Source organism: Paenibacillus sp. TY11, from assembly GCF_059772165.1.
In genome coordinates, this window is record NZ_JCBAIQ010000006.1 from 156714 (window position 1) to 183635 (window position 26922).

23 protein-coding genes and 1 pseudogene are annotated in these 26922 nt (G+C 43.4%); 19 read left to right on the forward strand and 5 right to left on the reverse strand.

Annotated features, from left to right (window positions below; all coding sequences use genetic code 11):
- Positions 1-17: 17 nt before the first annotated feature.
- Together AC6EJC_RS08355 and AC6EJC_RS08360 are read left to right on the forward strand one after the other, a co-directional pair.
- A complete protein-coding gene (locus tag AC6EJC_RS08355; protein WP_444953553.1) occupies positions 18-1022 on the forward strand; it encodes a copper amine oxidase N-terminal domain-containing protein in 1005 nt (334 codons plus the stop codon).
- A 208-nt stretch (positions 1023-1230) separates the two neighbouring features.
- Positions 1231-2019: an SDR family oxidoreductase gene (locus AC6EJC_RS08360; protein WP_444953554.1), complete on the forward strand. Its 789-nt coding sequence runs from the start codon at positions 1231-1233 to the stop codon at positions 2017-2019.
- 94 nt (positions 2020-2113) lie between these two features.
- Here the strand turns inward: AC6EJC_RS08360 and AC6EJC_RS08365 are convergent, their stop codons facing one another.
- Positions 2114-2845 (reverse strand): DsbA family oxidoreductase, encoded by a 732-nt coding sequence (locus AC6EJC_RS08365; RefSeq protein ID WP_444953555.1) that lies wholly within the window; start codon positions 2843-2845, stop codon positions 2114-2116.
- A gap of 210 nt (positions 2846-3055) precedes the next feature.
- On the opposite strand from AC6EJC_RS08365, the gene AC6EJC_RS08370 reads away from it, so the two are divergent.
- From AC6EJC_RS08370 to AC6EJC_RS08420, 11 genes are all read left to right on the forward strand, one after another.
- A complete protein-coding gene (locus tag AC6EJC_RS08370; RefSeq protein WP_444953556.1) occupies positions 3056-4084 on the forward strand; it encodes a LacI family DNA-binding transcriptional regulator in 1029 nt (342 codons plus the stop codon).
- A complete protein-coding gene (gene rbsK / locus AC6EJC_RS08375; RefSeq protein ID WP_444953670.1) occupies positions 4077-4955 on the forward strand; it encodes a ribokinase in 879 nt (292 codons plus the stop codon). The genes AC6EJC_RS08370 and rbsK overlap by 8 nt, the downstream gene beginning before the upstream one ends.
- Position 4956: 1 nt before the next feature.
- Positions 4957-5379 (forward strand): D-ribose pyranase, encoded by a 423-nt coding sequence (gene rbsD, locus AC6EJC_RS08380; protein WP_444953557.1) that lies wholly within the window; start codon positions 4957-4959, stop codon positions 5377-5379.
- 30 nt (positions 5380-5409) lie between these two features.
- Positions 5410-6891 (forward strand): sugar ABC transporter ATP-binding protein, encoded by a 1482-nt coding sequence (locus tag AC6EJC_RS08385; RefSeq protein ID WP_444953558.1) that lies wholly within the window; start codon positions 5410-5412, stop codon positions 6889-6891.
- A 1-nt stretch (position 6892) separates the two neighbouring features.
- Complete coding sequence (gene rbsC / locus AC6EJC_RS08390) at positions 6893-7861, forward strand: ribose ABC transporter permease RbsC (RefSeq protein ID WP_444953559.1); 969 nt, start codon at positions 6893-6895, stop codon at positions 7859-7861.
- Positions 7862-7895: 34 nt separating this feature from the next.
- On the forward strand, positions 7896-8816 hold the full coding sequence (gene rbsB, locus AC6EJC_RS08395; RefSeq protein WP_444953560.1) for a ribose ABC transporter substrate-binding protein RbsB: 921 nt from the start codon (positions 7896-7898) through the stop codon (positions 8814-8816).
- Positions 8817-9031: 215 nt separating this feature from the next.
- Positions 9032-10030: an ABC transporter substrate-binding protein gene (locus AC6EJC_RS08400; protein ID WP_444953561.1), complete on the forward strand. Its 999-nt coding sequence runs from the start codon at positions 9032-9034 to the stop codon at positions 10028-10030.
- Between the two features lie 37 nt (positions 10031-10067).
- Positions 10068-11783 (forward strand): ABC transporter ATP-binding protein, encoded by a 1716-nt coding sequence (locus AC6EJC_RS08405; RefSeq protein ID WP_444953562.1) that lies wholly within the window; start codon positions 10068-10070, stop codon positions 11781-11783.
- Between the two features lie 71 nt (positions 11784-11854).
- Entirely contained in the window at positions 11855-12802 is a 948-nt protein-coding gene (locus AC6EJC_RS08410; RefSeq protein WP_444953671.1) for an ABC transporter substrate-binding protein, read from the forward strand.
- A 226-nt stretch (positions 12803-13028) separates the two neighbouring features.
- The gene (locus tag AC6EJC_RS08415) at positions 13029-14093 is read left to right on the forward strand and encodes a FecCD family ABC transporter permease (RefSeq protein WP_444953563.1); all 1065 of its coding nucleotides are present in this window, start codon (positions 13029-13031) and stop codon (positions 14091-14093) included.
- A gap of 1 nt (position 14094) precedes the next feature.
- Positions 14095-15141, forward strand: a complete 1047-nt coding sequence (locus tag AC6EJC_RS08420; RefSeq protein ID WP_444953564.1) for a FecCD family ABC transporter permease — start codon at positions 14095-14097, stop codon at positions 15139-15141.
- Between the two features lie 115 nt (positions 15142-15256).
- On the opposite strand, the gene AC6EJC_RS08425 is transcribed toward AC6EJC_RS08420, so the two are convergent.
- Together AC6EJC_RS08425 and aiiA are read right to left on the reverse strand one after the other, a co-directional pair.
- Positions 15257-15424 (reverse strand): hypothetical protein, encoded by a 168-nt coding sequence (locus AC6EJC_RS08425; protein WP_007432475.1) that lies wholly within the window; start codon positions 15422-15424, stop codon positions 15257-15259.
- Positions 15425-16391: 967 nt separating this feature from the next.
- Entirely contained in the window at positions 16392-17147 is a 756-nt protein-coding gene (gene aiiA, locus AC6EJC_RS08430; protein ID WP_444953565.1) for a quorum-quenching N-acyl homoserine lactonase AiiA, read from the reverse strand.
- Positions 17148-18043: 896 nt separating this feature from the next.
- On the opposite strand from aiiA, the gene AC6EJC_RS08435 reads away from it, so the two are divergent.
- A complete protein-coding gene (locus AC6EJC_RS08435) occupies positions 18044-19000 on the forward strand; it encodes a tyrosine-type recombinase/integrase (RefSeq protein WP_444953566.1) in 957 nt (318 codons plus the stop codon).
- A 149-nt stretch (positions 19001-19149) separates the two neighbouring features.
- On the opposite strand, the gene AC6EJC_RS08440 is transcribed toward AC6EJC_RS08435, so the two are convergent.
- The gene (locus tag AC6EJC_RS08440; RefSeq protein ID WP_444953567.1) at positions 19150-19605 is read right to left on the reverse strand and encodes a DinB family protein; all 456 of its coding nucleotides are present in this window, start codon (positions 19603-19605) and stop codon (positions 19150-19152) included.
- A gap of 201 nt (positions 19606-19806) precedes the next feature.
- On the opposite strand from AC6EJC_RS08440, the gene AC6EJC_RS08445 reads away from it, so the two are divergent.
- From AC6EJC_RS08445 to AC6EJC_RS08465, 5 genes and pseudogenes are all read left to right on the forward strand, one after another.
- Positions 19807-20808 (forward strand): ROK family protein, encoded by a 1002-nt coding sequence (locus tag AC6EJC_RS08445; protein ID WP_444953568.1) that lies wholly within the window; start codon positions 19807-19809, stop codon positions 20806-20808.
- A 34-nt stretch (positions 20809-20842) separates the two neighbouring features.
- Positions 20843-22060: an MFS transporter gene (locus AC6EJC_RS08450; protein WP_444953672.1), complete on the forward strand. Its 1218-nt coding sequence runs from the start codon at positions 20843-20845 to the stop codon at positions 22058-22060.
- Positions 22061-22617: 557 nt separating this feature from the next.
- Positions 22618-23421 carry an HAD-IIB family hydrolase gene (locus tag AC6EJC_RS08455; RefSeq protein ID WP_444953569.1) on the forward strand — a complete coding sequence of 268 codons (804 nt, stop codon included), beginning with the start codon at positions 22618-22620 and terminating at the stop codon, positions 23419-23421.
- A gap of 63 nt (positions 23422-23484) precedes the next feature.
- Positions 23485-24387: an ROK family protein gene (locus AC6EJC_RS08460; RefSeq protein ID WP_444953570.1), complete on the forward strand. Its 903-nt coding sequence runs from the start codon at positions 23485-23487 to the stop codon at positions 24385-24387.
- Positions 24388-24571: 184 nt separating this feature from the next.
- Positions 24572-24709, forward strand: a pseudogene (locus AC6EJC_RS08465) (hypothetical protein); the annotation flags it as partial.
- Between the two features lie 195 nt (positions 24710-24904).
- Here the strand turns inward: AC6EJC_RS08465 and AC6EJC_RS08470 are convergent.
- Entirely contained in the window at positions 24905-26866 is a 1962-nt protein-coding gene (locus AC6EJC_RS08470; RefSeq protein ID WP_444953571.1) for an endonuclease MutS2, read from the reverse strand.
- Positions 26867-26922 lie beyond the last annotated feature (56 nt).

Sequence of the window (26922 nt, forward strand, 5' to 3'; positions counted from 1 at the left end):
TAAGGAGGAATCGCATCATGAGAAACACTTGGACAGCTTTACTAGCGTGTATACTGGTCTTGGGATTGGCAGCGGGAACCGCTGAAGCCAAGCAGGGACGCGGAAATGATCAGGAGAACAAACAGGAAGCAAAGACGTCTGTTAAAGACGGGAATGAAAAGAGCGGGGAAGAGCTAATCAATCCCCATGACTCAGTCAATGATCAGTCCAAAAAACAAAAGGATAAAGCATCCAATAAAAAGGATGAAAACAGTAAAAAAGACAAACACGCAGAAATCAGAAAAACCGAACCTGTTGCAGTAACGGATGATACATACGGGGAGTCCAAAGACCATAATGGTCACAAGGGACGCAACGGTTACAAGGGTCTGCTTAATGCGGTAGAAAATACGAAGGATAAGCCGGCAGGAGCGGTTATTGCGAATCTGCTGCTTACGAAATACCCGGACCGTTTGACTCCGGAGCAGGTTGCTGAACTTGAATTGATCCAGAATTCCGGTAAAGCACTGACTGAGGCAGCTGAGCTACTGGATAAAAACGGAAATGTAACAGATGCCGTTTACATGCAGGGGGAGGCGGTACTGGCTGATGTGTCCAATCTGGACAGCTACAAAAAGCTGGGTGAATTCTCGAAGAAGGCCGGACGGCCGTCGGGTATGAAGCTGTTCGTGAATGGTGAAGAATACGATGCCAAACCGATTAACAGCAATGGGACCACACTTGTTCCGTTTAGAACAGCTTCCGAAGCTTTGGATGCAAAGGTTTCCTGGGATCCGAAAGAAAAGGCTGTTACTGTCACCCGTAACGGCGTGTCCGTCAAATTATTTGTTAACAGTCCGAAAGCATATATTAACGGTCAGCCGTATTCTATCGAGCAGCCAGCATCCATAGTGGATGGGACGACAATGGTACCTGTAAGGGTAATCGGAGAGGCCTTGGGGACAAATGTTAAATGGGAGCCTGAGAGCCAGTCCGTTGTTGTATACGAGCAGCCAACAACAACACCTGCATCAACATCATAACGTGCTGTAAACAAACAAAATTTTGTAAACAAAAAGGGCCCCTGACTAAATGTCAGGCCTTTTTTGTTTTACCTTGCAATTAATGATTTCGTATTCTTTTTAATGGTGAGAAGATAGATAGCCTTCATGATACTACCAAGCTATTCGCATTACGTGCTGGTCATGTGTACAATTATATAGAGAACACTGAGAAAAGGGAGTGGCATAAATGGATTTAGGATTAACAGGAAAATCTGCCTTTGTTGCAGGTTCCAGTAAAGGACTCGGAAAGGCAAGCGCACGGGAACTGGCACGCGAAGGTGCGAATGTCGTCATTTCCGGACGGAATGAAGCAGAGCTTCAGCGGACGCAGGCGGAATTACAGGAAACGGCGAGTGGCCGCGTTGAATATGTAGTTTGCGATGTAACAAAACCTGAACATATTTCCCTGGCCATCCGCCGTACAGTCGATTTGTTTGGCACCGTCGATATTTTGGTTAACAATGCGGGTGGTCCTCCTGCGGGCACCTTTGATGATTTTACAGATGAAGTTTGGATGCAGGCCTTTGAGCAAAATTTACTTAGTCATATCCGGTTAATCCGTGAGGCGTTACCATATATGAAAAAACAACAAAGCGGCAGAATTTTAAATATTGCTTCCTCCTCAGTTAAGCAGCCGATTCCGGGCCTAATCATTTCGAATACACTACGTACTGGGGTCGCTGGATTGGCGAAAACATTGTCTCTGGAATTAGCTCCTTATAATATCCTGGTACATACTGTAGCACCGGGGAGAATAGCAACCGATCGCGTTCGCAGCTTGGACGAGCATCGAGCTGAGAAAACCCACCAAACGACGGATCAGGTTCGCAAACAAGCAGAAGAGGGCATTCCATTGGGACGATATGGAGAGCCTGAAGAGTTCGGTAAAGTCGTTGCTTTTCTGGCGTCTTCAGCTTCATCCTATTTGACAGGCAGTACCATTCTTGTGGATGGTGGGATGATTAAATCGTTATAAAAAAATAAAGAAGCGTGCCAGCATCAGGTTTAATTGGTGCTGGCACGCTTTTTTTAAGTTATTTAGGGAGTTAAACATCTTCATTCATTGTCGATCAGCTCTCGCGGCCTGGAATCTCGCAACCGTCGTCGGTACATACACCACCACCTGCATCATGCTTGGACGAGCTCGCGCTTATCATAGTGAAAGGTGAGCGTTCGTCCCATGCTTTTTGAAGCGCATCATAAAATACGTCCTCCGGCTGAGCACCAGAAACAGCAAATTTTCGATCAAATACAAAGAATGGCACACCCCGAACACCCAACTCAGCGCCATCAGCTTCATCGGCTCTAACTTCATCAGCAAAGCGGTCACTCGCTAATATAGCAGCGGCTTCCTTCTGATCCAAACCAACCTCAGCTGCTAACGCTGTCAGCACTTCATGATCACCCGTATGCTTTCCTTCGATGAAAACAGCCTGGAATAAACGCTCGCTCAGCTCCAGCATTTTGCCTTGTGTTTGAGCCCAAAGGGTTAGACGGTGCGCATCGAGAGAGTTTGTCGGCACCATGGCATGAATATTGTACTCCAGACCTGCAGAGCGTGCGTTTTCGTTCATACGATCATTCATAGCCTGAGCCTCTTGCAGACTGACGCCATATTTAGTTGATAGTTCTTCATTGATCGTTTTACCACTATCTTTCACAGCATCCGGGTTCAATTCAAAACTCTTGAACGTCAATTGCACCTCATCGCGGTGTGGGAATTGCTGTAATACTTGCTCCAAACGGCGTTTGCCAATATAACAGAACGGACACATATAATCAGACCAAACTTCGATATTCATCAGGAAAAAGCCTCCATGTTTACGTATTTTATTGAGTAACCGGGAGTGGGCCTGCCCACTTTAGAATGTGCAAAAAGGTGAAACTATATTAGTTACAACAATAATTATAAAGCTAAAGCATTCAACATGCAAATAAATGCTTGTCAAAAAATAAAAGCTATGATATTTTATATGTGTAACCGGTTACACATATTGGAGTTGATGTACACTATGACAACAATTAAGCAGGTAGCAAGCTTTGCAGGTGTTTCCGTAGCGACCGTATCCAGAGTTATTAATCAAACCGGATATGTGCATGAGGATACACGGCGAAAGGTTGAGGCTGCTGTGAAGCAGTTAAATTACAAGCCCAATGAAGTTGCACGTTCTCTGTATAAAAAGAAATCCAGATTAATCGGTCTGCTGCTGCCGGATATTACGAACCCTTACTTTCCCTTGTTGGCTCGTGGGGTGGAGGATCGAATGCAGGAAAATGATTTTCGGATTATATTCGGTAATAGTGATGAAGATCGCCAAAAAGAATTGGATTACATGGATACTTTTGTTCAAAATAATGTCGTTGGTGTCATTTCATCTACCAATGATCCCGATGCCGACTGTTACGCCAAACTGAAAATCCCGGTCGTGTTTCTCGATCGAACTTCCAGTGACAGCCTCTCCGTATATGCGGATGGAGCCTATGGCGGTCGCTTGGCTGCTCAGGAAATGGTTGTCCGCGGCAGCAAACAAATTACAGTCATGCAGGGCCCTGCACATATTCGTCCAGCACAGGATCGTTTTCGCGGGGCGGTTGAAGAGCTTCAGCAATCCAGCATTGAATACCATGTCGTCGAGACAACGTCCTTTTCGTTCAAGGAGGCCGAGTCGTGGGCCAAAGAGCTGTTCAGCAAGTACCCGGATACGGACGGAGTTATCGCCAGTAACGATATTGTGGCTACAGCGGTAATGCATGAGGCACATAGATTAGGAAAGAAAATCCCGGATGATGTTCAAATTATCGGGTTTGATGATATACCATTAAGCAGCTTGTTATTCCCGCCTTTGTCAACGATTCGGCAGCCTGCTTATGAAATGGGTTGGGAAGCGGCAGGTCTGCTGATTCAATTGATTGAGCAGTCGCAAGCAACGAAGTCCAGCGTACCTAATCTTCATTCGAACATACTTACCTATTCAAGCATACAATTGCCCGTCAAATTCATTGAACGGGAAACGACGAGAAAGGTTGATTATGATGGCTAAAATTTCGATTATCGGAAGCAGTTCTATGGATCTCGTAGTTACTTCGTCCAAGCGTCCCGGTGCTGGTGAAACAGTATTGGGCGAAAGCTTTACAACCGTACCTGGAGGCAAAGGAGCTAATCAGGCAGTAGCCGCAGCACGACTCGGAGCGGACGTTACGATGATTGGACGTGTAGGGGATGATCATTTTGGACAACAGATTTTACGCAATTTTGAAGAAAATCATGTTCATATCCGAAATGTGAAACCGGTTACACATATGGAAAGCGGTACAGCACATATTGTACTGGCTGAGGGTGATAACAGTATTGTCGTGGTAAAAGCAGCAAATAATGAAGTGACACCCGCCTATGTGGAAGAAGCGCTTGATGTCATCCGAAGTTCGGATATTGTGTTAATTCAACAGGAAATACCGTCGGAAACGGTTGTTTATGTAAGCGAAATTTGTGCGAAGTACCAGGTACCATTGTTGCTGAATCCAGCCCCGGCTCGTGAGGTGGAAGAAAGCGTAATTGCGAATGCGACCTATATTACGCCGAATGAGCATGAAGCTGCCATTATGTTTAAGGATATGAGCCTTCAAGAAGCGCTGCGCAAATATCCGAACAAGCTGTTTGTAACTGAGGGCAGCAACGGTGTACGGTTCTTCGACGGAGAACAGGAAGTTGTGGTTCCTACTTACAAAGTAGAAGCCGTTGATACAACAGGTGCAGGAGATACGTTTAACGCTGCTTTTGCGGTGGCACTGGCTGAAGGGAAATCGCTGGCAGACAGTGTGAAATTTGCTAATCGTGCCGCATCATTGTCCGTTACCAAATTTGGAGCTCAGGGTGGAATGCCAACCCGTCGTGAAGTGGAGGAGCAATTATAATATGAAGAAACATGGAATCCTGAACAGTCATATATCCAAAGTACTGTCGGATCTCGGCCACACGGACTATATTGTGGTGGCTGATGCCGGCTTACCTGTTCCTGAAGGCGTTACCAAAATTGATTTGGCCCTTAAACTGGGTGTTCCATCCTTTCAGGACGTCGTTGATGTCATTGCAGCAGATATGGTGATCGAAAAAGTAACGCTGGCCGAAGAAATCAAACAAGCTAATCAGCACGCTTTACAGTACATTAACCGCACATTTGCAGAGGGACAATCAGGAAATCCGCAAACTGCCATCATTGAGTTTTGCTCTCATGAACAATTCAAGGAGCTGACCCGTTATGCCAAGGCGGTCATTCGTACAGGAGAAGATCAGCCATATGCCAATTGTATTTTGCAGGCAGGAGTTCATTTTGGATAAATCAGTTTTGAATAAAAAGGGGGGTACAGCATGCAGATTCAAATGAAGGGAATTCACAAAGCCTTTGGAACCAATCAGGTGCTGAGTGGTGTTGATTTTGATCTCCGTGAAGGTGAAGTACATGCCCTTATGGGTGAAAATGGTGCAGGCAAATCAACGCTGATGAATATTTTAATCGGACTGCATCGGCGAGATGAGGGAACGATCATCATTGACGGTCAGGAAACCTATTTTGCTAACCCCAAAGAAGCGGAGCAAAAAGGAATTGCTTTTATTCACCAGGAACTGAATGTGTGGCCGGAGATGACGGTGCTGGAAAATCTGTTTATCGGCAAGGAAATGACATCTAAATGGGGATTACTAGATAGCTCCAAAATGAAAGCGCTAGCAAATGAGCAATTCAGCAAGCTCTCGGTAAACCTTCCATTGAACGGTGAAGCAGGCGAGTGTTCGGTGGGTCAACAGCAGATGATTGAAATTGCCAAAGCACTCATGACGGATGCCAAAGTTATCGTGATGGATGAGCCGACAGCCGCCTTAACCGAAAGGGAAATCCAGAAGCTGTTCGAGGTTATTACTTCCTTGAAAAAAGATGGTGTTTCGATTGTGTATATTTCACATCGGATGGAGGAGATATTCGCGATCTGTGATCGGATTACCATCATGCGTGACGGGAAAACGGTGGATACTCAGGCGATTCCCCATACGAATTTTGATGAAGTTGTACGGAAAATGGTGGGTAGAGAGCTGACTGAACGCTATCCGGTAAGAACGCCAGCTTTGGGAGAAGTGGTTCTGGAGGTCAAAAATGCTTCGCATAAAGGGTTATTTGAAGATGTGAATTTCACTGTACGATCTGGGGAAATTGTAGGTTTTTCAGGCTTGATGGGCTCGGGACGGACCGAGATTATGCGGGCGTTATTTGGACTTGATGCTTTGGATCGTGGTGAGATCCATGTACGTGGAAAAAAGGTGTCTATTCGTAAGCCGGATGACGCGGTCAAACTAGGGATAGGCTTCATTACAGAAGACCGAAAAGATGAGGGATTGGTGCTGGATTTTTCAATCCGGGAAAACATGGTGCTGCCGAATTTGTTCAGCTTTACGTCAAAAGGATTTATTTCAGGCAAAAAAGAGCTCGATTTTGTTAACACATTAATAAAGCGCTTACAAATTAAAACCCAATCGGGCGAAACAACGGTTCGCAGTTTGTCAGGTGGTAATCAACAAAAGGTGGTTATTGCCAAATGGGTAGGTATTGGTCCCAATGTACTCATTCTTGATGAACCGACGAGAGGCGTGGATGTGGGAGCCAAACGGGAAATCTACCAGTTGATGAACGAGCTGACCGAACGTGGAGTCGCGATTATCATGGTATCCTCAGAACTTCCCGAGGTACTCGGCATGAGCGATCGTATTGTCGTGGTGCATGAGGGTAAGATCAGCGGGGAGCTAAGCAGGGAAGAAGCCACACAAGAAAATATTATGACGCTAGCTACAGGAGGACAGTAATATGACAACTATGAATGAAGCAAAAGGTAGCAAAGGCTTTCAAATATCACAAATCACACAGAAGCTTGGCCCGTTGTTAGGACTCATTATTTTGGTGATCATCGTATCGGCCTTAAATCCCAGCTTTTTGGAACCGCTTAATATTTTGAATTTGTTGCGCCAGGTATCCATTAATGCGTTGATTGCGTTCGGTATGACCTTCGTTATTCTTACAGGTGGAATTGATTTGTCAGTCGGCTCCATATTAGCACTATCCAGTGCGTTTGTCGCAAATATGATGCTGGCCGGATTCGATCCGATTTTGGCGATTATCATCGGTTGTGCATTGGGTGGCGTGATGGGGATGGTCAACGGCTTGATGATCACTAAAGGTAAAATGGCTCCGTTCATCGCCACACTAGCAACCATGACCATTTTCAGAGGATTGACACTCGTTTATACCAACGGTAACCCTATTACAGGACTCGGAGACAGTCTGGTATTTCAATTGTTTGGCCGTGGTTATCAGTTTGGTATTCCGGTTCCGGCGATTACGATGCTCATCACCTTTGCTGTACTGTGGATCATTTTGCATAAAACACCATTCGGACGCAAAACGTATGCCATCGGCGGTAACGAGAAGGCTTCGATTGTATCTGGTATTAAAGTACCGCGAGTAAAAATTTGGATTTACTCTCTGGCTGGAATGCTATCCGCGTTGGCGGGTGCTATCTTGACCTCTCGTTTGAACTCAGCTCAACCGACTGCGGGTACCTCTTATGAACTGGATGCCATTGCGGCTGTCGTACTAGGTGGAACAAGCCTTTCGGGAGGACGCGGACGAATCGTAGGCACGTTAATTGGTGTGCTTATCATCGGTACGCTAAACAATGGCTTGAATTTGCTGGGGGTTAACTCTTTTTATCAAATGGTAGTAAAAGGGATAGTTATCGCTATTGCTGTATTGATTGACCGTAAAAAATCCGCATAATACACCTAATCTGCGTAGAAGGAGACACATAAATATGAAAAAGCTTACATTAATCATGACTGCCTTGCTGCTCCTGCTCATGACAGGGTGTTCCTTGGAGCCGCCCGAATGGGCGAAACCTAAAGCGGCCGCGAGCCTGAAGGACATTAAAATCGGCTTGTCGATCTCAACGCTGAATAATCCATTCTTCGTCTCTCTTAAAGACGGAGTTGTGGCAGAGGCCAAAAAACAAGGATTGCAGGTCATTGTCGTCGATGCACAAAATGATTCGGCGAAACAAAGTAATGACGTGGATGATCTGATCCAGCAGGGAGTAAACGCGTTACTCATTAATCCGACAGATTCGTCGGCCATCTCTACCGTAGTGCAATCAGCGAATGCATTGAATATCCCGGTCATAACACTGGATCGATCTGCTGATAAAGGAGATGTGAAAGCGCTCGTCGCTTCGGACAACGTAGAAGGTGGACGGATGGCTGCCAGATACGTAATTGATCAAGTCGGAAAAGGTGCCAAGGTCATTGAGTTGGAAGGAGTTCCAGGCGCATCGGCTACCCGTGAACGCGGGAAAGGCTTCCATGAAGTAGCAGATAAGGACCTGAAAGTCATAGCCAAGCAGTCGGCTGATTTTGATCGGTCCAAAGGTTTGAACGTGATGGAAAATCTGCTGCAAGGCAACCCGGACGTTCAGGCTGTATTTGCCCACAATGATGAAATGGCGTTGGGGGCCATCGAAGCAATCCAAAGCTCAGGTAAGAACATTCCAGTCATCGGCTTTGACGGTAACGAGGATGCGCTTAAATCAATTAAGGAGGGGAAGCTGACAGCCACCGTGGCTCAGCAACCTGAGTTGATTGGGCAGTTGGCGGTTCAGGCAGCCAAGGATGTACTTCAAGGTAAAACCGTGAAAAAATCAATTCCCGCTAAGTTGGAGTTAGTGGATCAATCGAAATAAAACGGGCGCTTGACCCAACATATTAAGCTTTCGGACTGATGCTGTAATGCGCATCAGTCCTTTTTTGGGCTATTCTACTATGACGATACATACACGTAAATGGAAGTTTTTAATTTTTGTATTGTAAGAAGAGGCGGTAAAAGATAGAATAACAATTGTATGATAATGAGAATCACTATCATTTTTAATGTATATATCTAAGGAGGACTTATATTGTGCAGCAAAGTAACAGATTAAAATGGGGAATCACACTTTGTCTTTTGCTTCTTTTGATGGTTGTATTGGGTGCATGCGGAAACGCAGCTAGCACGAACGAAAAGACTGGCACTAATGATCCTTCCGGACTATCCAAAACGGTTGCCATGCGCGAATATACAGATGCCAGTGGCAATAAGATCAGTATCCCTGTAAATCCGCAGCGAGTCGTCACAACGCAATATTTGGATGCTATGCTGGCCTTGGGAGTTAAGCCTGCAGGCGCTGCTTCCCATTTGTTGGAAGGCGACTATTTAAAGGGTAAGATTGATGGAGTTGCGGATATTGGGAACCCGACGAATGTAGAAAAGGTGCTGGAGCTACAACCAGACCTGATCATCACAACAGAATATACCACGCCAGAAGTGAAGGAGCAGCTGGAGAAAATTGCTCCAACCGTAGTCGTTTCTTTTGGAGAAGGGGATGTATTCAAACAACTGCGGAACGTCGCAGCCGTACTGGGTAAGGACAAGGAAGCTGAGCAGTGGATCGCTAACTTGGACAAAAAGGCTGCCGAAGGACGGAAAAAGCTGGCTGGAAAATTCAAAAAAGATGAAACGGTTACCATTTATATGGCCTACGATAAGAATGTGTTAAGGGTATACGGAGCGCGGAATGTAGGACATGTTATTTACCGTTCACTGGAATTGAATCCTCCTGAGTACATACGCCAGAAGCTGGCGAAGGACCCGAAATTTAATTATGTTTATGATGTTATTTCAATGGAAAAGTTACCTGAACTGTCAGGAGACCGAATTATTATGCTGGTTTATGATGAAGCGAGCAAGGACGGCATGCTCAGGGAGATCGAGCAAAGCGCATTGTGGAGAAATCTCCCGGCTGTCAAAAACCACAAAGTATATTTCATCAAAGCCGATCCGTGGTTTACGTACTCACCGCTAGCCGTTGACCAATCGCTCGATGAGGCCGTTAAAATGTTTTCCGTCGATCCGAAGTGATCAGTTCAATTGAAATAAGAAAGGAGAAGCCATAACCATGCTTAGACGATTTTTTGAATACTACCGTCCTTACCGGACTTTGTTCATCATTGATTTCTCTTGTGCCTTGCTGGCTGCACTGCTGGAGTTGGCTTTTCCGCTGGCAGTCAACCGGGTGGTCGATGATTTGCTGCCCAGCGGGAACTGGAAATGGATTTTATATGCCTGCCTAGCTCTACTCGGTATTTATGTCATAAGTGCTGGGCTGAATTACGTGGTTACCTATTGGGGCCACAAGCTGGGAATTAACATCGAATCGGACATGCGTAAAAAGCTGTTTGATCGGGTGCAAAAGCAATCTTTCCGTTTTTTTGACAATAACAAAACAGGGCATCTCGTCTCTCGTATGACCAACGATCTGATGGATATCGGGGAAATTGCCCACCACGGGCCCGAAGATTTGTTCATCGCGTTGATGACGCTGGGCGGGGCGTTCGGTATTATGCTCAGCATTAACTGGAAGCTGGCTGTGCTGACATTTATTATTGTACCGCTGATGATTTACTTGTCCTTGTATTTTAGTCGCAAAATGAATGCTGCTTTCCATCGTATGTTTTCTGATATTGCGGATTACAACGCCCGGATTGAAAACAACGTTAGCGGGATTCGCGTTGTTCAAGCGTTCTCTAACGAAGCACATGAAATGGAACGTTTTGCTGAAAATAACGGACGGTTTCGTAAAACAAAGCTGATCGCTTACCGCATTATGGCCTGGAATTCCTCGATTAGTTTTATCCTGATGAAGCTGGTTTCATTGTTTGTGCTTGTATGTGGAACATGGTTTGTTATTGAGGGGCAGATGACCTATGGTGAATTTATCGCATTTGTGATGCTGTCCAATGTATTTCTCGCACCAATCAAACAAATTAACTCCGTCATTGAAACATATCCCAAAGGGATTGCCGGTTTCCGACGTTACCTGGATTTGTTGGAAAGTGAATCGGATGTAGAAGATTTGCCAGAGGCCAAGACCGTTAGCCACCTCAACGGAGATATTCAATTTGAAGGTGTAACGTTTGGTTACGAGAACAAAGACAAGGTATTACGTAAAGTGGACCTATCCATTCATGCGGGAGAAACCGTAGCACTTGTTGGTCCTTCAGGAGCGGGTAAAACGACACTTTGCAGTTTGCTGCCTCGCTTCTACGATGTCGAGGAAGGCAGCATTACCATTGATGGGATGGATATCCGTGAGATGAAGCTGGAATCGCTGCGATCCATGATTGGTATCGTACAGCAGGATGTATTCCTCTTTGATGGAACGATTCGTGAAAATATTGCTTACGGTAAGCTTGGTGCTTCGGAACAAGAAATCTGGGATGCTGCTCGTCGAGCACAGATTGAAGACCTTGTTCGCTCATATCCGGATGGTCTGGATACAATGATCGGTGAGCGAGGTGTGAAGCTGTCCGGTGGTCAAAAGCAACGTTTGTCTATTGCCCGGATGTTCCTTAAAAATCCGCCAATTCTCATTTTAGATGAAGCGACATCGGCATTGGATACAGAGACAGAAGCCGCGATTCAACAGGCACTGACAGAGCTATCTCAAGGTCGCACGACACTTGTCATCGCGCATCGTCTGGCAACGATCAAAAATGCCGACCGCATTATCGTAGTTGCAGAACAAGGGATTGCCGAGCAAGGTAGACATGAAGAGTTATTGGCGGTAAAAGGTGCATATAGCCGCCTGCACCAAGCTCAGTATGGAACGTAAATAGGCCGCTGTGACACCTTAAATAGAGAGAGGAATGAATTGGTTTGAAAAGGAAAATATGGATTGTTACGATGCTTCTGTCAGTCATTCTAGCTCTTACCGCCTGTGGTGGAAATGCAAAGCAACCTGACGAAAAGCAGAATCAAACTTCTAACGAACAGAAGTCAGAGGCAACGAAAACAGTCAAAACGATTTATGGAGATGTTAAGATTCCGGTTCACCCTCAGCGGATTGTAGTAGATATATACCAGAATAATTTATTAGCTCTAGGTATTAAACCTGTGGGAAGTGTTAAATATTATCTGGATAATCCGTTCTCGAAGGATCTTGTACAGGGCGTTGCAAGTATTGGAGACCGCGGTAGCGTATCCGTTGAAAAAGTATTAGCTCTGGAGCCAGATTTGATTCTGATTGGTTCCAAAGATGCTTCTGAATATGAGAAATACAGTAAAATTGCTCCGACCATCGTCATTCCTTATGGAACGTACAAGGATGTACATGAGGAACTGACAGCTTTTGGTGAGCTGCTTGGAAAAGAGCAGGAAGCCAAAACGTGGCTTGCCCAATACGATCAGCGGATGCAGGCTGCACGCGACAAGTTGAAGGGAATTGTTCAACCTGGGGATACTTTTACCGTAATGGAAGCTTCGGATAAAGAATACTTTGTATATGGTGATAACTTTGGCAGAGGAGGACAGGCGGTTTACAGAGGACTGAATTTGACACCTCCGCCGCTAGTCCAAAAAGAATTATTAGGTGAGACTCAATGGAAGTCGGTTTCCAAAGAAGTCATTAATCAATATGCCGGCTCTTATATTTTTCTGACGGTTAGCAAGGATACTACCGGTTATGCAGGGGACAGTATATGGAAATCACTAAATGCGGTCCGGAAGGGTAAAGTTTTTGAGCTCCAGGAGGATCGATATTGGTACTTCGATCCCATTGCCATTGTAGGGCAAGCTGAAGAAATCGCAGATATGATTGTCCAGCGGAATAAAGAGAACGCCGCACAGAAGTAGCCGCTTCGGTGTTGTTGGCAGCCCTTTGGTATTTATACCGAAGGGCTTTATTTGTTCACAATATAGCAGAGCATTAGGTATTCGTCGAAATTTGCTATTGAAGCCGTTGCCGCATTAATTTACAATAGTAAAGATTGCGTGATAATAATTCTCATTATCAACATCATCTTCAATACAGTTTTCGTGATAGCTACATACTATTCAACAGTAAGGGTGAACAATAGTTATGAAATTATCAGAATCATCGGATAGTCCCGCTCAAAGTAATCATAACCAGTCGCCGACTCAATTCCACTCGCGACCTTGGGCAGCTTCGCTTATCCTGACAGCCGGGCTAGCACTTTTAGCATTCGGTATCGCTCTATCCCTATCATTTGGTGCAGCCTCTATCAGGCTGGAAGAGGTATGGAACGCCGTTTTTCATTTTAATCCTGAGCTGCAAAACCATCAAATTATTTGGGAAATCCGTCTACCTCGAATTCTGGGGGGTGTGTTAATCGGAGTTTGCTTTGCCGTAGCAGGGGCAATTATGCAAGGGATGACCCGCAATCCGCTTGCTGACTCGGGCTTGCTTGGGCTGAACTCGGGAGCCAGCTTGGCGATGGCGATTTGCTTTGCTCTTTTTCCCGGCTCTTCCTTTTTACAGTTGATGTTGTATTCCTTTGTTGGTGCAGCCTTGGCTGTTGTGATGGTATATGGTACAAGCTCCATATCCAAAGCCGGTCTTACGCCAGTTCGTCTTGTATTGGCGGGTGCAGCTGTGACGGCATTGCTGTCTGCCTTAGCGGATGCGATCAGTTTGTACTTTAATGTTGGGCAGGATTTGGCCTTTTGGTATGCTGGAGGACTTAGTGGAACCAAGTGGGTTCAGCTAGGTATTGTCTTGCCTTGGGTTGTGGCAGCATTTATCGGCGCTCTCATGTTGTCACGATCAATTACGTTGCTTAGTCTTGGAGACGAAATTGCGTTGAGTCTTGGTCAGCGAACTGGGTTGGTAAAAGTGGCCGGGATGATTCTTGTTCTGATCCTGGCGGGTGCCGCGGTATCGTTGGTTGGCTCTATAGGTTTCGTGGGATTGATTATTCCCCATATAACCCGCAAGCTGGTTGGCGTCGATTATCGCTGGATTATTCCATGTTCGGCTATTATGGGAGCTTTACTCATCGTGTTTGCCGATCTGGCGGCCCGTATGATTAACGCACCTGAGGAAACACCGGTGGGCGTGCTTATTGCCTTAATTGGTGTTCCGTTCTTCCTTTATCTGGCACGTAAAGAAAGGAGGGCACTGTAAGATGAATAACGTTACGAATGGGGCTATTGCCAAAGCTAGTCATCGTAAAAAAATCCATGATTGGATGGTTGTAGTCATTCTGCTCGTATTGCTCATTGCTGCGTTCACCATAAGTGCGAATACGGGAACCATCCGGCTTTCGCCAATGGAGCTATTTAGAACCTTGTTTGGACAAGGGACTCCACAGCAGGAATTAATCCTATTTGAATTCCGATTGCCACGAATGGTTATTTCCCTTCTAATCGGTGCAGGTCTGGCTGTTTCTGGCTGCATCATGCAAGGGGTCTCGCGTAACGGCCTAGCGGACCCTGGTATTCTGGGGATTAATGCGGGCGCCGGGCTGATGGTCATGCTGTTTGTATTGCTTTTCCCATCTATGCAAACTACGAATTCATTGTTTTTACTTCCCGCTCTTGCGCTGATTGGATCAGGAGCAGCTGCTATTCTGATCTACGCGCTTTCTTACAAGAAAGGCGAAGGAATTTCCCCGACAAGGCTACTGCTGAGCGGAATTGGCGTAGCGGCGGGTATCAGTGCTGCCATGATCATTATGACTCTAAAGCTGACACCTGAAAGTTACACGTTTGTGGCTAGTTGGTTAGCAGGAAGCATATGGGGCTCAAACTGGAAATTCGTAATGGCCCTGTTGCCTTGGCTGATTGTATTGCTTCCTTTCGCATACTATAAAGCAAATGTGATGAATGTGCTTAATCTGGGGGATCAGACGGCATCCGGGTTAGGTACACCTATCGAAAAGGAACGTATTCTCCTTCTCGCTGCTGCGGTTGGATTGGCCAGTTCTAGTGTGTCGGTTAGTGGCGGTATCGGCTTTGTCGGTTTGGTGGCTCCACATTTGGCGAGAAAACTGGTGGGTCCGAAGCATAAAATGCTGCTGGTAGCCTGTGCTTTAATCGGAGCACTCCTGGTACTCGTAGCGGATACGATCACAAGATCCTTACCTTTACAGAAAGAAATTCCGACAGGTTTGATTGTAGCCATCATTGGTGCGCCATACTTCTTATATCTGCTGAGTCGATCCAAAGGGTAACATCACGAAAGGGTACCACCTGTCAATTAAAGGCTACACACAACAAATAACCTTCAACACCACTAAAGAAGTGGGCTGAAGGTTATTTGTTCATTTGATTTAGCAGCCTTTCATCTCAACGGGAAGTATTCAAGGCATGAGAGGTTTGATGCAGCTCTCTGATCATTTTATGCAACGTGTAATTTTCCTGACGTGTCACGCCGTGTTGATTTTCCTGAACCAGCAACTGATGGATGTTTCGTTTTAGAATTTCACTTCGACGTTCCAGCATTTCGGTACTCATAAATAAATGAACACTCCCTTTGTCATGAATAAACCTACATTTTTGAAATGAGCATAGGCTGAATATAAGGTTGCCTTTCGACTTCTTTAAGTATATCGTGCTAGATGATCAAGGGAAAACGGAGCGAGACTGCAAATTACTTTTTCTCATCATCCATGCCGTGTCGACAGCGACTCACCCCATGAGTTCTTAGATATACTTCCTGATGCTGGCGATAACAGGGGATTAGGCGTAATTAACTTCATGTATATAATAGTTTTTTTGATATAAACGGATTAAGTGTATTAATCCATTTAAAATATTTGTCCGTAAGGAGCGTATTGGATATTGCTCAGGCTGTCCTGAACAAGCAGGGGCTTAATAGCGAGTTAATACAAAGGATCAATTGTGTATTTGCAGAAAATCAATTTGTGCGCTTAAAAGTTAGCTAGGTTTCTGAAGATCAGCATTTACATACAGAATTTATAGATGAACCCGACCAGTTAAAGCGAATGTATATGGAATCACTTATCAGTTTGCTGAAAGCTATGGAGGGGGGCAACTAGAACTGAAAAGGTGTATTCAATGCAATCATTGGTTTATTCCATATCAGCGAGCTCAGTTAACCAAATTTTGCAGTTCTAAATGTCGGAGTCATTACAACTACCTAATGAAAAGAAAAGAATATGAGGCTATAACATTTTGGAAGTGGGGAGATACAATAATGATTATTTAAAAATCGGATGAAGAAATTGAGATCATGAGGGGAGCTGGCCGAATTACGACTATTCTGCCAGTCCGCACCACTTGCCTTTGAGCCGAACTTTTCAAGTCGTGTGTTGTACGCCGTAGACGTATACTGGAAGCCATGATCCGAATGAAGCACGGCTCCTGATACGTCTATTTTGTGTGCATTCATAATACCAATTTCTTTATCCCCCGGACTGAAAAGATCCGCAGTGGTAGAGAAATAGCTGCTTTATCATCATTATTTGTATTGTGGATATACCGGCTGAACGGCTACCTGCTCAGGATCATGACCGAAGAACAACAGATTCGGCTTAACCTCCTGCACAATCTGCTGAATGCGGGCGATTGACTGGCGCGCCTGTTCACGGTTAAAGCCGTCAAACGGCACGTCGTTTGCGTAATTCTCCTGCGTGTAGGCAACATCAATCGTCAGCATGACCGGACCCGATTCCTTTGTTGTGACCAGCGCGGACTGATGACCCGGCGAGTGCCCCGGAGTATAGAACAGTTGCAAACCTGGAACCAGCTCATGATCCCCTTGAAGCAGTCGGTAATTCAAGCCCGCCTGCACGCATTCCGGTGGCGCATACTCCAGATTACCGATCGCAGCGTCTGCTTCGGTCTGCTGCACATAAATCGGGGTATTCGGAAAATGCGGATTGCCTCCGGCATGATCCATATGCATATGAGAGATTACGATGGCATGGATATCGTCCGGTTGATAGCCGATCCGATCCAGTACAGCCACGATACTATCATCGGCTGACATATGGGGAATGAAGCGCCCTTCAAACGGTGTACTTTTAAAATAATTTGGATTGTCGATAAACGAATCCGGCATACCGGTATCAATGAGAATCGGACCGTGATCTGTCTCCAGCAGATACGACCAGATTTGCAGGCGCACCAGTTCACCGGGCTGTGCATGATGGTTGAGTGAGGAGCGATCAATATCAAGCTGACCGATCGGTAACCAGTACAATTTGTTAATCATACAATCATCCTCCAATCTTAGTTTACATAATAATTATTATGTGGTTATTAATCAGGGTTTCGGCTGACAGAAAGTGATGTTTGTATTTTCGTTTGTAAGATCCGGGTGCTGGAGACTCATGCTGTCGTTGCAATCTCACTCTTTTGAAAATTAATTTTTAATAGTTTAAATGATAAGGCATGTAGGCGTCCAGCAGAAATTTTCCGTCAGGCAGGCCAGTTCATGCTTTTCCTGTGAACAAGACTGTTTCTACGCTCTGCTCGAAATTTGCCCAGAAGCTGGATCACACGGTCATCATCTCGAAAATCGGTGAAATTCTTGGTGATCCACTGCTGCTAGTGGGGGAAAATTACAATCAGCTAGCAGGCTATCATATGGAGATGGTGCACGCGCTTCGGAAGGTGATCCGGATAGCGAGCTGGAAACTGCACATGATATTCATGTTTTGGCCACTATGGCGATTTTGACTGCTACCGATCGAGAGTAGCGCCCCCAGCTTGCTGATGAAGTAGAGAAGTGGTGCCGCATGCAAGACTATTGGCTATTTAGTTTTGTTTTGGATATGAATGAATTACATTAGGTGAACTTTTCTTGAGCGTGTTTTAATTTGTCTACATTGTGGGATCGACCCCCTCTGACCCTATGCCACCCCCATTAAGTGCTTTGAAATGTCTGCTTAAAGGCGATACCAGGCTGGACAAGAGGGGAGCGCTTTATTTATACTTGAAAAGCGCTTAAAAAACAGCGTATAATATAAATTATACGCTGTTTAGGTTTAAAACGACTTTCAGAAGTCCTCCTGCGTAAGATGTCGATTGGATTGTCGATAAAAAGCAGACGAAAATGAACGTTTTATGGCATATTTTGGAATATGAACTGAAACGGAGGCAAGCGAGATGAAAAAAGAGTTACGACATTTGGAGATGGATTCAACAGATGAAAGTGAAGAGATGTATGCTGAAGAGCTGGAAGCTTTTTTGATCTGGATGAAGGATGCGGGATATACGATACATACGCAAAAAAATTATATCGGGGATGTGAAGCAGTTTTTACGCACGTTGCGCGATAAACCACTCGATCAGGTGAAGAAGATTCATGTTATGTCGTATTTGTCTAAAGCGCGGGAGGGAGGCGCCGGAGATAGTACGCGGAACCGTAAGCATGCGGCGGTGAGTAGTTTTTTTAAAGCGCTACAGGAATTTGAATTATGTAGCACGAATCCGGCATCGGGAATTAAAAAAGCAAAGACTGAAAAGAATCGTATGCCGGTCTATCTGGATGAAAAGGATATTCAGCCGTTTTTACTCGCAGTGGAAGGAAAATATGCAAATCGTAATATGGCTATTTTTCTGCTTATGGTATACATGGGTTTGCGGGTGGGGGAGGTTCATTCTTTGAATGTCTCGGATTACAGCCGAGAAAGACGTACCTTAGATGTTTTCGGTAAAGGACGTAAGTGGCGTACTCTGCCGGTGCCAGAGGCCGTGTGTGATTTTGTAGACCATGCATTGGAGGAAAGATTGACGCCGTGGAGAGGGAAAGAAGATGCGATGTTCGTATCCCAAAAAGGTCGTCGTCTGGCAGTACGTTCTATTCAACAGATTGCTACAGAAACGTTCGAACGATTCCAGCAAGATAAGAGCATGGAACGTCGGGAGGCTTACTCCAGCCATAAGCTGAGACATACGTTTGCAACGATGCTTTTACGTAAGGGAGCAGATCTGCGTACGGTGCAGGAGCTACTGGGACACTCATCCATCCAGACGACTACTGTATATACGCATGTCACTGATCGGGAAAAAGAAAAAGCAATGGATAAGCTGGATATTCAGATACCAATATCAGGATTGTAAGTATAGCATGAAAGTTGAGATTAAATGAAAATGAGTTTACATAATTATTATTATGTAAACTCATTGGGCAGAATTACATCCTGACTTGAAAATCACATCAACGGCTTTAGGTCATTACAATCATGAACGTAGTATTCTTTTTCATAGCGTTAGTCTTGTTTTTGATTGATTTGCTCCAAATGATGCCGCAAATGCTGAATATAATCGTCAACTAGCCACTGTAATGTTTCGGTGGAGTGGTCATCTTTTTGAAATCTTTTCTTAGAATCGAATGATGTACATGAGTTTAACACATTTATGATTTGCTTATTCAATAGTTTCCATAGATGTATGACATCCACGTAAGAGAACACTTCCTGATACTGATTAGCTGCCACCCATTCATTTTGCGCATACGATTCAATTTTGATAGGGGATGTTGAATGCTTAATCATGATAAATCTTCGATGATTATTAGAAGCGGAGTCGCACAGATGTCCTAGTATTTCTTTTTTGGACCATTTCTCCGAGAACGGTTTGGCATTAAATTCATGTTCTGTGATCGAAAAAAATTCTTTTTCATAATCCTCGATGATCCTCACCAGTTCTTCAACAGCATTCTTCAATAGATTAGCCTCCTTATTTTAGCGATCGTCTTATGATTAGCATTAGAATAATTCAGAATAAGCTGGAAAGCAATGGTGAAATAAAGGTTAGTACGATATTGCCTTGACTAAGATAATATTTTGCTGCAAAATTAGTAAAACAACTTTATAAATATGGTTTATGAAGTTGTTTCATAATTTTATAAAAAGAAGGTGCTATGTATGGAAAAAGCTAATACAAATTTAATTAAAGAAATAAATCTGAACCTGGTTCGCAAAGTATTGAAGCAGATCAGTAAGACAACAAAACCCCAACTAGCCGCATTGACTGATTTAAGTGTGGTAACTATCAATACCCTTATGCAGGAATTGCTTAATAATGGAGAGATCTTTGAAGATGAAATCGTCCCTTCAAACGGAGGCAGGCATGCGTTAACCTATCGTTTTAATTATGAGTATAGTCTAGCACTGATTATACATATTAATGAAAAACAAGGGACAGATGTAGTGTGTACTACGGTAGTTAATTTAAATGAGGACGTTCTCATGAAAGAAGAGCATCCCTTTAAAATTTTTAATGCTACACAATTTTATTCCACGATTCAAGACATCATTTCTAACTATCCCTCCATTAAAGTTACTGGTATAGGAATCCCGGGACAATCTGTAAATGGAGAAATTACAGTCAGCAGTCATGAAAGGTTAAATGGAATTCGGTTGGCAGAGGATGTGCAAAGCAAATTTGGTTTGCCGGTTATTGTGGAGAATGACGTAAATGCTGCTGTATGTGGATACGTCTATAGAGAACAAATAGATGAAGATCAATGTGTGCTGGCTATTTATTTTCCTGAGAATTCTCCCCCGGGAATGGGAGTATATTTGCGAAATGGGGTTTTAAAAGGCAAACATGGATTGGCTGGTGAAATCAAATTCCTTCCGTCGATAGTTTGGGATGAAAGCAAGGGAACGGAAGTTTTCTTCAATAGTATATGTGAAATTATTCAAATATTACAATCTGTATTTGATCCTGACCGAATTGTGGTCTATAGAGAGAATATAGAAGAAGTGTCTTTCTTTCATTTTTTAGAATCCTACAAATCTAAGCATAAGATGCCTTTGTATCCTGAGGTTATTCTCTCCGATTTATTTTATGAAGATTTTAAAACAGGGTTGAGAGGGTTAACTCTAAAAGAATTGGAACGTCCAATCATTGTCTTTAAATAATGTATATATGTGTAGTGAAAAGAGGAGGAGAGAAATGATGGCAACGTGGTTTCTAATTATTATTTACCTATCGTTTATTAGTTTGGGGATCCCAGATTCCCTGCTGGGGTCAGCTTGGCCCGTCATGTGGCCTGAACTTGGGGCTTCTTTTGGGTCAGCCGGAATTGTATCCATGGTCGTTGCAGGGGGAACCATTGTATCAAGTCTAGTTAGCGGAAGTATCATTGAAAGAATAGGTACAGGCAAGATTACTTTAGTGAGCTGCTTTTTGACTGCGGGAGCGCTACTCGGATTTTCATTTGCACCTTCTTTATTTTGGCTAGTATTATTAGCAATTCCTCTTGGTCTTGGCGGGGGAGCTGTTGATGCAGCGCTCAATCAATACGTGGCTACTCATTATAAGGCACATCATATGAGTTGGCTGCATTGTTTTTGGGGTGTTGGGGCAACGATGGGGCCGATTATTATGTCTTTCTACATTTCGAATTACAACTCATGGAGAAGTGGCTACACAGCCGTATCCATGATCCAGTTGAGTCTTGTTATTATTTTGCTCATTACACTACCATTATGGAAACGTGTTGCCGCGATACAAAATCCCATAACCGAAACCCAATCAGACGACTCACAGAGAGATCCCAATACTGTACAAGTTAAGAACATCCCCAAACAAAAGCTAATTCGAATGAAAGGAGTTAAAAACACGCTTATTGCTTTTTTGTTTTATTGTGGTGTGGAAGCCATGGTGGGCTTATGGGGAGCCAGCTATTTGGTAGGGGCCAGAAACATTGCAGCCGAAACAGCAGCTGGCTGGATATCCTTATACTACGGTGGAATTACAATAGGCAGGCTTATTACGGGGTTTGTAACTTTAAAAATAAATAATCGTATGTTAATTCTGGCTGGCCAACTTACTGCAATTACAGGAGGACTCATTTTGTTGTTTCCTTTGCCGGTCACCTTTTTATTACCTGGGTTTATTCTTATTGGGTTAGGACTTGCGCCGATTTACCCTGGACTTCTTCATGAAACGCCAACTCGGTTTGGTAAAGAGAATTCTTCCAAGCTCATGGGATATCAAATGGCAGTTGCTTATACAGGAACAACATTGCTTCCTCCCATTTTTGGGGTTATAGCTTCTCAGGCAAGTATTCATTTTTTCCCGATTGCCGTCATTGTTTTCCTTCTTTTTATGCTGTTCAGTTCAGAACAAGTGAATCGTACATTGAAAAAGAGAATTTTGAAGGGTTAATAGAAATTATCACTTGACCTGAAACGCGTTTCATCAGCTAAAGTAAACGTGTAACCTAAAAGAGAAAGCGAGGGCACTCTATGATCTCACTGATTTTACTTTGCTCAGTTATATGGGTTGGTACTTATTGGTGCTTAGCATTATCCGGGCAGCCTAAGGAAGTAAAACCTTACCGCTCCATCGATGATTTTTTTGAATAACTTTGTATGTTCACTTAATAAAGGTACTTTTTTTACTCTCTTTATTAATATGTTTAATTAAATGGTTTAATAAGTGTACAGGATATGCAATGCACCTATTAAATGGATCAAGTTCTGGCACTAAAGTTGGATGTGTGACTGTGTGGGGGATAGAAGGTATCTCATGTATCATAATTTTAATCATTATGTACTTCGTGATCAGTAGTTTGGCTCATTCTCCTCTTGTTCAAAAGCTTGCAGCACGAATGTTTGAAGATTTTAATAGAGATTTTGATGTTGATCCATGGAAAGAAAATGAGAAGCCGTAAATTAAACTTGACTAATAAAGATCTTTATATAGCAAGGGAGGATTTATATATGATTAAACTGGTGGTAAGTGATCTGGATGGTACTTTTCTGAATAATAGTGGCACTTTCGATGTCGAATTATTTAATCAGGTGTATGGAGAAATGCAAGAAAATAATATTTCCTTTGTAGCCTGTACAGGCAAGCAGTGTGAAAGAGTAGAAGAATTATTTGGCGAGCACGGAAAAGGCATCTGGATCTTAGGGGACAGTGCTACGCGGATTAAAAAGGATGGAGTCGTTGTCAAAGAGTTTACGATTGAACACAATTTAGCATTACAAGCGATAACAGATATCGAAAGTTTTTCCAACGATTTCATTATCATAGCATGTACAACGGAAGCAGCATTTGTTCATTCTCATATTCAAGACGAATACTATAAAATTGTGAAAGGCTCGTATAAAGAAGTGATTAAGATTGATTCATTTGATCAAATCAACAGTAGCTTTCTTAAAATAACTGTATATGATCCAGCTGGAAGAAGTTCCTTATTAAGAAAACATGTTGAAAAGACTCTAATGAATCAAATCTATATCGTTGATTCTGAAGCAAATTGGCTGGATATTACAGCACTTCATACCCATAAAGGGGAGACGGTAAGAAAACTCCAAGAGATATTGGGGGTTACTGAGGATGAGACCATGTCTTTTGGAGATGGTGAAAATGATGTGGAACTTATGAGTATAGCAAAATATAGTTTTGCTATGAAAAACGCATGTGAGAATACTAAAGATGCAGCCAGTTTTATTACTAAATCCAACGAAGAAAACGGTGTCTTATTAACGATAAAAAAAATGATGGATTTACAAAAGTAATAATATTAATTATCGTTATTGAGAGAAGACCCCAAATTGCCTCATGAAAGGACTATACGTAGCATGAAAAATAAAATACTGGTTTTTGATATTGGTGGCTCTTTTATTAAATTTAGTTTGTATTTTCAAGGTGAATTTATGTGCAAGGGGAAAGTTAAAACTCCATTGGACTCACTTGAGAATCTGCTTGTAGCTTTGAAGCAAATTCATAATCAGTTTATGGATGAATGTGAAGGTATAGCCGTCAGCATGCCAGGTATTGTGAATTCGGAAAGCGGTCACATGGTGCATGGAGGTTCATTAAGATATATAAATGATATAAATATGCTTGATATTTTTAAGAAAGCGTTTCACAAGCCTGTAGCGATTGAAAATGATGGAAAGTGTGCTGCTCTTGGAGAAGCATGGCGTGGTTCATTACAAGGGATTACCGATGGTGTCGTTCTGGTCGTTGGAACAGGGATGGGCGGTGGCATCATCTCTCAAGGGAAATTGCTGAAGGGCCATCATTTATCAGCTGGGGAGTTCTCCTTCATTAGAACTAACAACGAAAATGCAGACAATGATGATTATCTGCTTGGTATGCAAGGGAGTAGTTTTGTTTTAACTAAAACCGTTGCGAAAGCCAAAGACCTTCCTGCAGATTCTATGACAGGTGAAAAGATATTCAAGTTCATTGAAGAAGGTGATGACACGGTCCAAACGATTTTTCGAGAATACTGTAGAAACATCGCAACACAAATCATTAATTTGCAATCCATACTTGATCCTGAAAAGTTTGTAATTGGGGGAGGCATATCCGAAAATCCTTTACTGGTTATTACCATTAGGGAAGAGCTAGAAAAGCTTTATAAGGATTCTTTCTATAATTTTGTGCGTGCAGATATTGAACAAAGTAGATTAGGCAATGAAGCGAATTTGCAAGGTGCTATATATAACTACAAACAATCCTATCATCTTGAATGATAACAAAAGTTATATTTGGATGAGTGCGGGATTGAGTATTACAAACAAATAAAATAACAACAAAAGAGCGTGCCTTAACTTTGGACACGCCTCTTTTTGCATTACAGACGTTTGATATAGGAGGTTTATATGAAAATATCCTTGGAGCTTCTGGATCGGGAGTATCAACGCTTGGAAGTAAACTGGCTTAGAGGTTAGAAGCAGAGCTTTACATGAATACTGGATGTCTAATTTATCTTGTTCTGTATTGAGACTTGAGGGAGATCATTCTGTTAAGGAAAGGGCAAATATGGTTTTGGAATATATGGGAAGTCTGGAGTAAAGAGATCATCAAGGTCACATAATATATATTATGTTTATTTATTGATGCTGGGTTTTTGAATCCTATTAATGCATTCAAGTGACAACAAGTGGAATCTGCAAGTGGATCACTCTTATCAAAGTGTCCGCTTGCAGATTAAAGTTCCACTAACAATCAAAAATAGCTTATTTTTCAATTGAGAATATACGCATGCGTCTATATTTCATTTTCCGGGGGAGATTCAATCATCACTCCTTCGACATGCTTGCGCCCTAGAAGCTTCCGTTTTTTGCGGTTTTCCTTTGTTTCTAAAACAATGTCCAAATCATAGTCGTCAGGGTACAATTCAGTAGCAGCGATGTGAAGGACAAGCCTCTTTTTGTTCACGGTCAGCTTTTGTCCTTGAATCAAAATCCCGACATTACCCCGTTCATCCTCGGTTTTGTATACAATTCCAGTCCGATCCAAGTAGCCTACATAAACACTATCTCCAAGGGCAAATGGCTTGGTTTTGAGAGGGAGTTCTTGTTTCCCCTGTTTTGTGACAGTATGGTCTAAAGACGCTTTTTTAGGGAAAGGCTTACTTGCATCATCAGACTTTTCATCATCTAAAGAAGGGGGAATAACAAACGATTCCTCTGTATTATGAGACGTTCTGCCAGCAGAAATGGCCTCCGAACGCTCGATAATACGAGTCCACATGCCCAGTTTCAAGGCAATTGCGTATGCGTAGCTTTCCCCGGCCTCTCCGATGCGAAGTCGGTACAAGGGTTGCAGCGTTTCGGTATCAAACTCCATACGAGCATTCTGAAATCCCGGTGTTTTTTCAGCAAAATGCTTGATTTCGCTAAAGTGCGTGGTAGCCACTACTGTCGCCCGGCGGCGGTGAAATTCTTCCAGCAGCGCGATCGATAGGCCTACGCCTTCTCCTGGATCGGTACCAGATGCCATTTCGTCGATCAGGATCAGAGTAGAGCTGTCCGCCGTTTCTAAAATGCCAATCATGTTGCGGATGTGTGCAGAAAAGGTGCTCAACGCATGTTCAATACTTTGTCCATCCCCGATGTCTACCACAATTTCCTCGAATACAGCCATGCGGCTGCCTTGCATAACAGGTACCAGCAGCCCGGATTGTACCATTAGTGTTAACAGACCGACACTTTTGAGAGCCATCGTTTTTCCACCTGTATTTGGTCCGGTAATAATAAGCGAGGAATAACCTTCACCGATTGAGAAATCAAGCGGCACCATGGTATTGGCCATCAACGGATGACGTGCACCTCGGATGTCTATAATCCCGTCAAGGTTAAGCTCGACAGGGATAGCATCCAGAGTCATGGCATATTTGGCTTTTGCCAATAAAAAATCCAGTACACCTACCGTCTCTGTGTTGATGCTCAGTTCCCGATTGTATGACTCAGCCATTGCCGTCAGGTCTCCCAGCACTTTCATTTCTTCTTTTGATTCTTCAGCTATATTCGCGCTCTGATCGAATTGCAGATTTACGATCTCGGCAGGTTCAATATAAACCGTTTGTCCACTTCCTGATTCATCCAGTACAATGCCTTTCACCTGTTTACGGAATTCTTTTTTGATCGGAAGCACATAACGGCCATTGCGCTGACTAATCATATTTTCCTGCATGATGGATCGGTGACGGCTGGTGAGAGAGTCAAGTTTTCTCTTGATACGTTCTTCAGTAACCGCAATTTTTTTGCGAATTTTAGCTAGTTCTTTACTGGCGATATCCGTCACTCGTCCCGAATAAATACATCTCTCGATTTCGGATAGAAGTGGCTCCATGCCATACATGGAAGAAGCATAGGCACTGACGGTAGGAGCAGCATCCACCTTGGAATTCATATATTTTATCAGTTGAATGCAGCTTCTAATGAATTGGGCCATATGAGAAAAATCGCGCTCGCTGAACATATACCCGGTTCCCAACAGATGAAGAATGTGCTCCATTCCTTCCAACGAAGGAACAGGTACGCTAGCTCCGTGGCGAATGAGCTGTAAGGCTTCGTTCGTCTCGTCAAGACGGATCTTGATTGTACGGATATCTGTAATTGGCAGCATAGAAGCGGCATGACGCTTACCCAGATAAGAAAAAGCACATTCGGAAACTCTTGTTTTAATTTGATCATATTCCAAACGCAGCATTGTAGTTTCGTTCATGAATAAATCTCTCCTTTAGTTGTGTAGTGACAGGATTTTGGAAACCTTGCTAATAA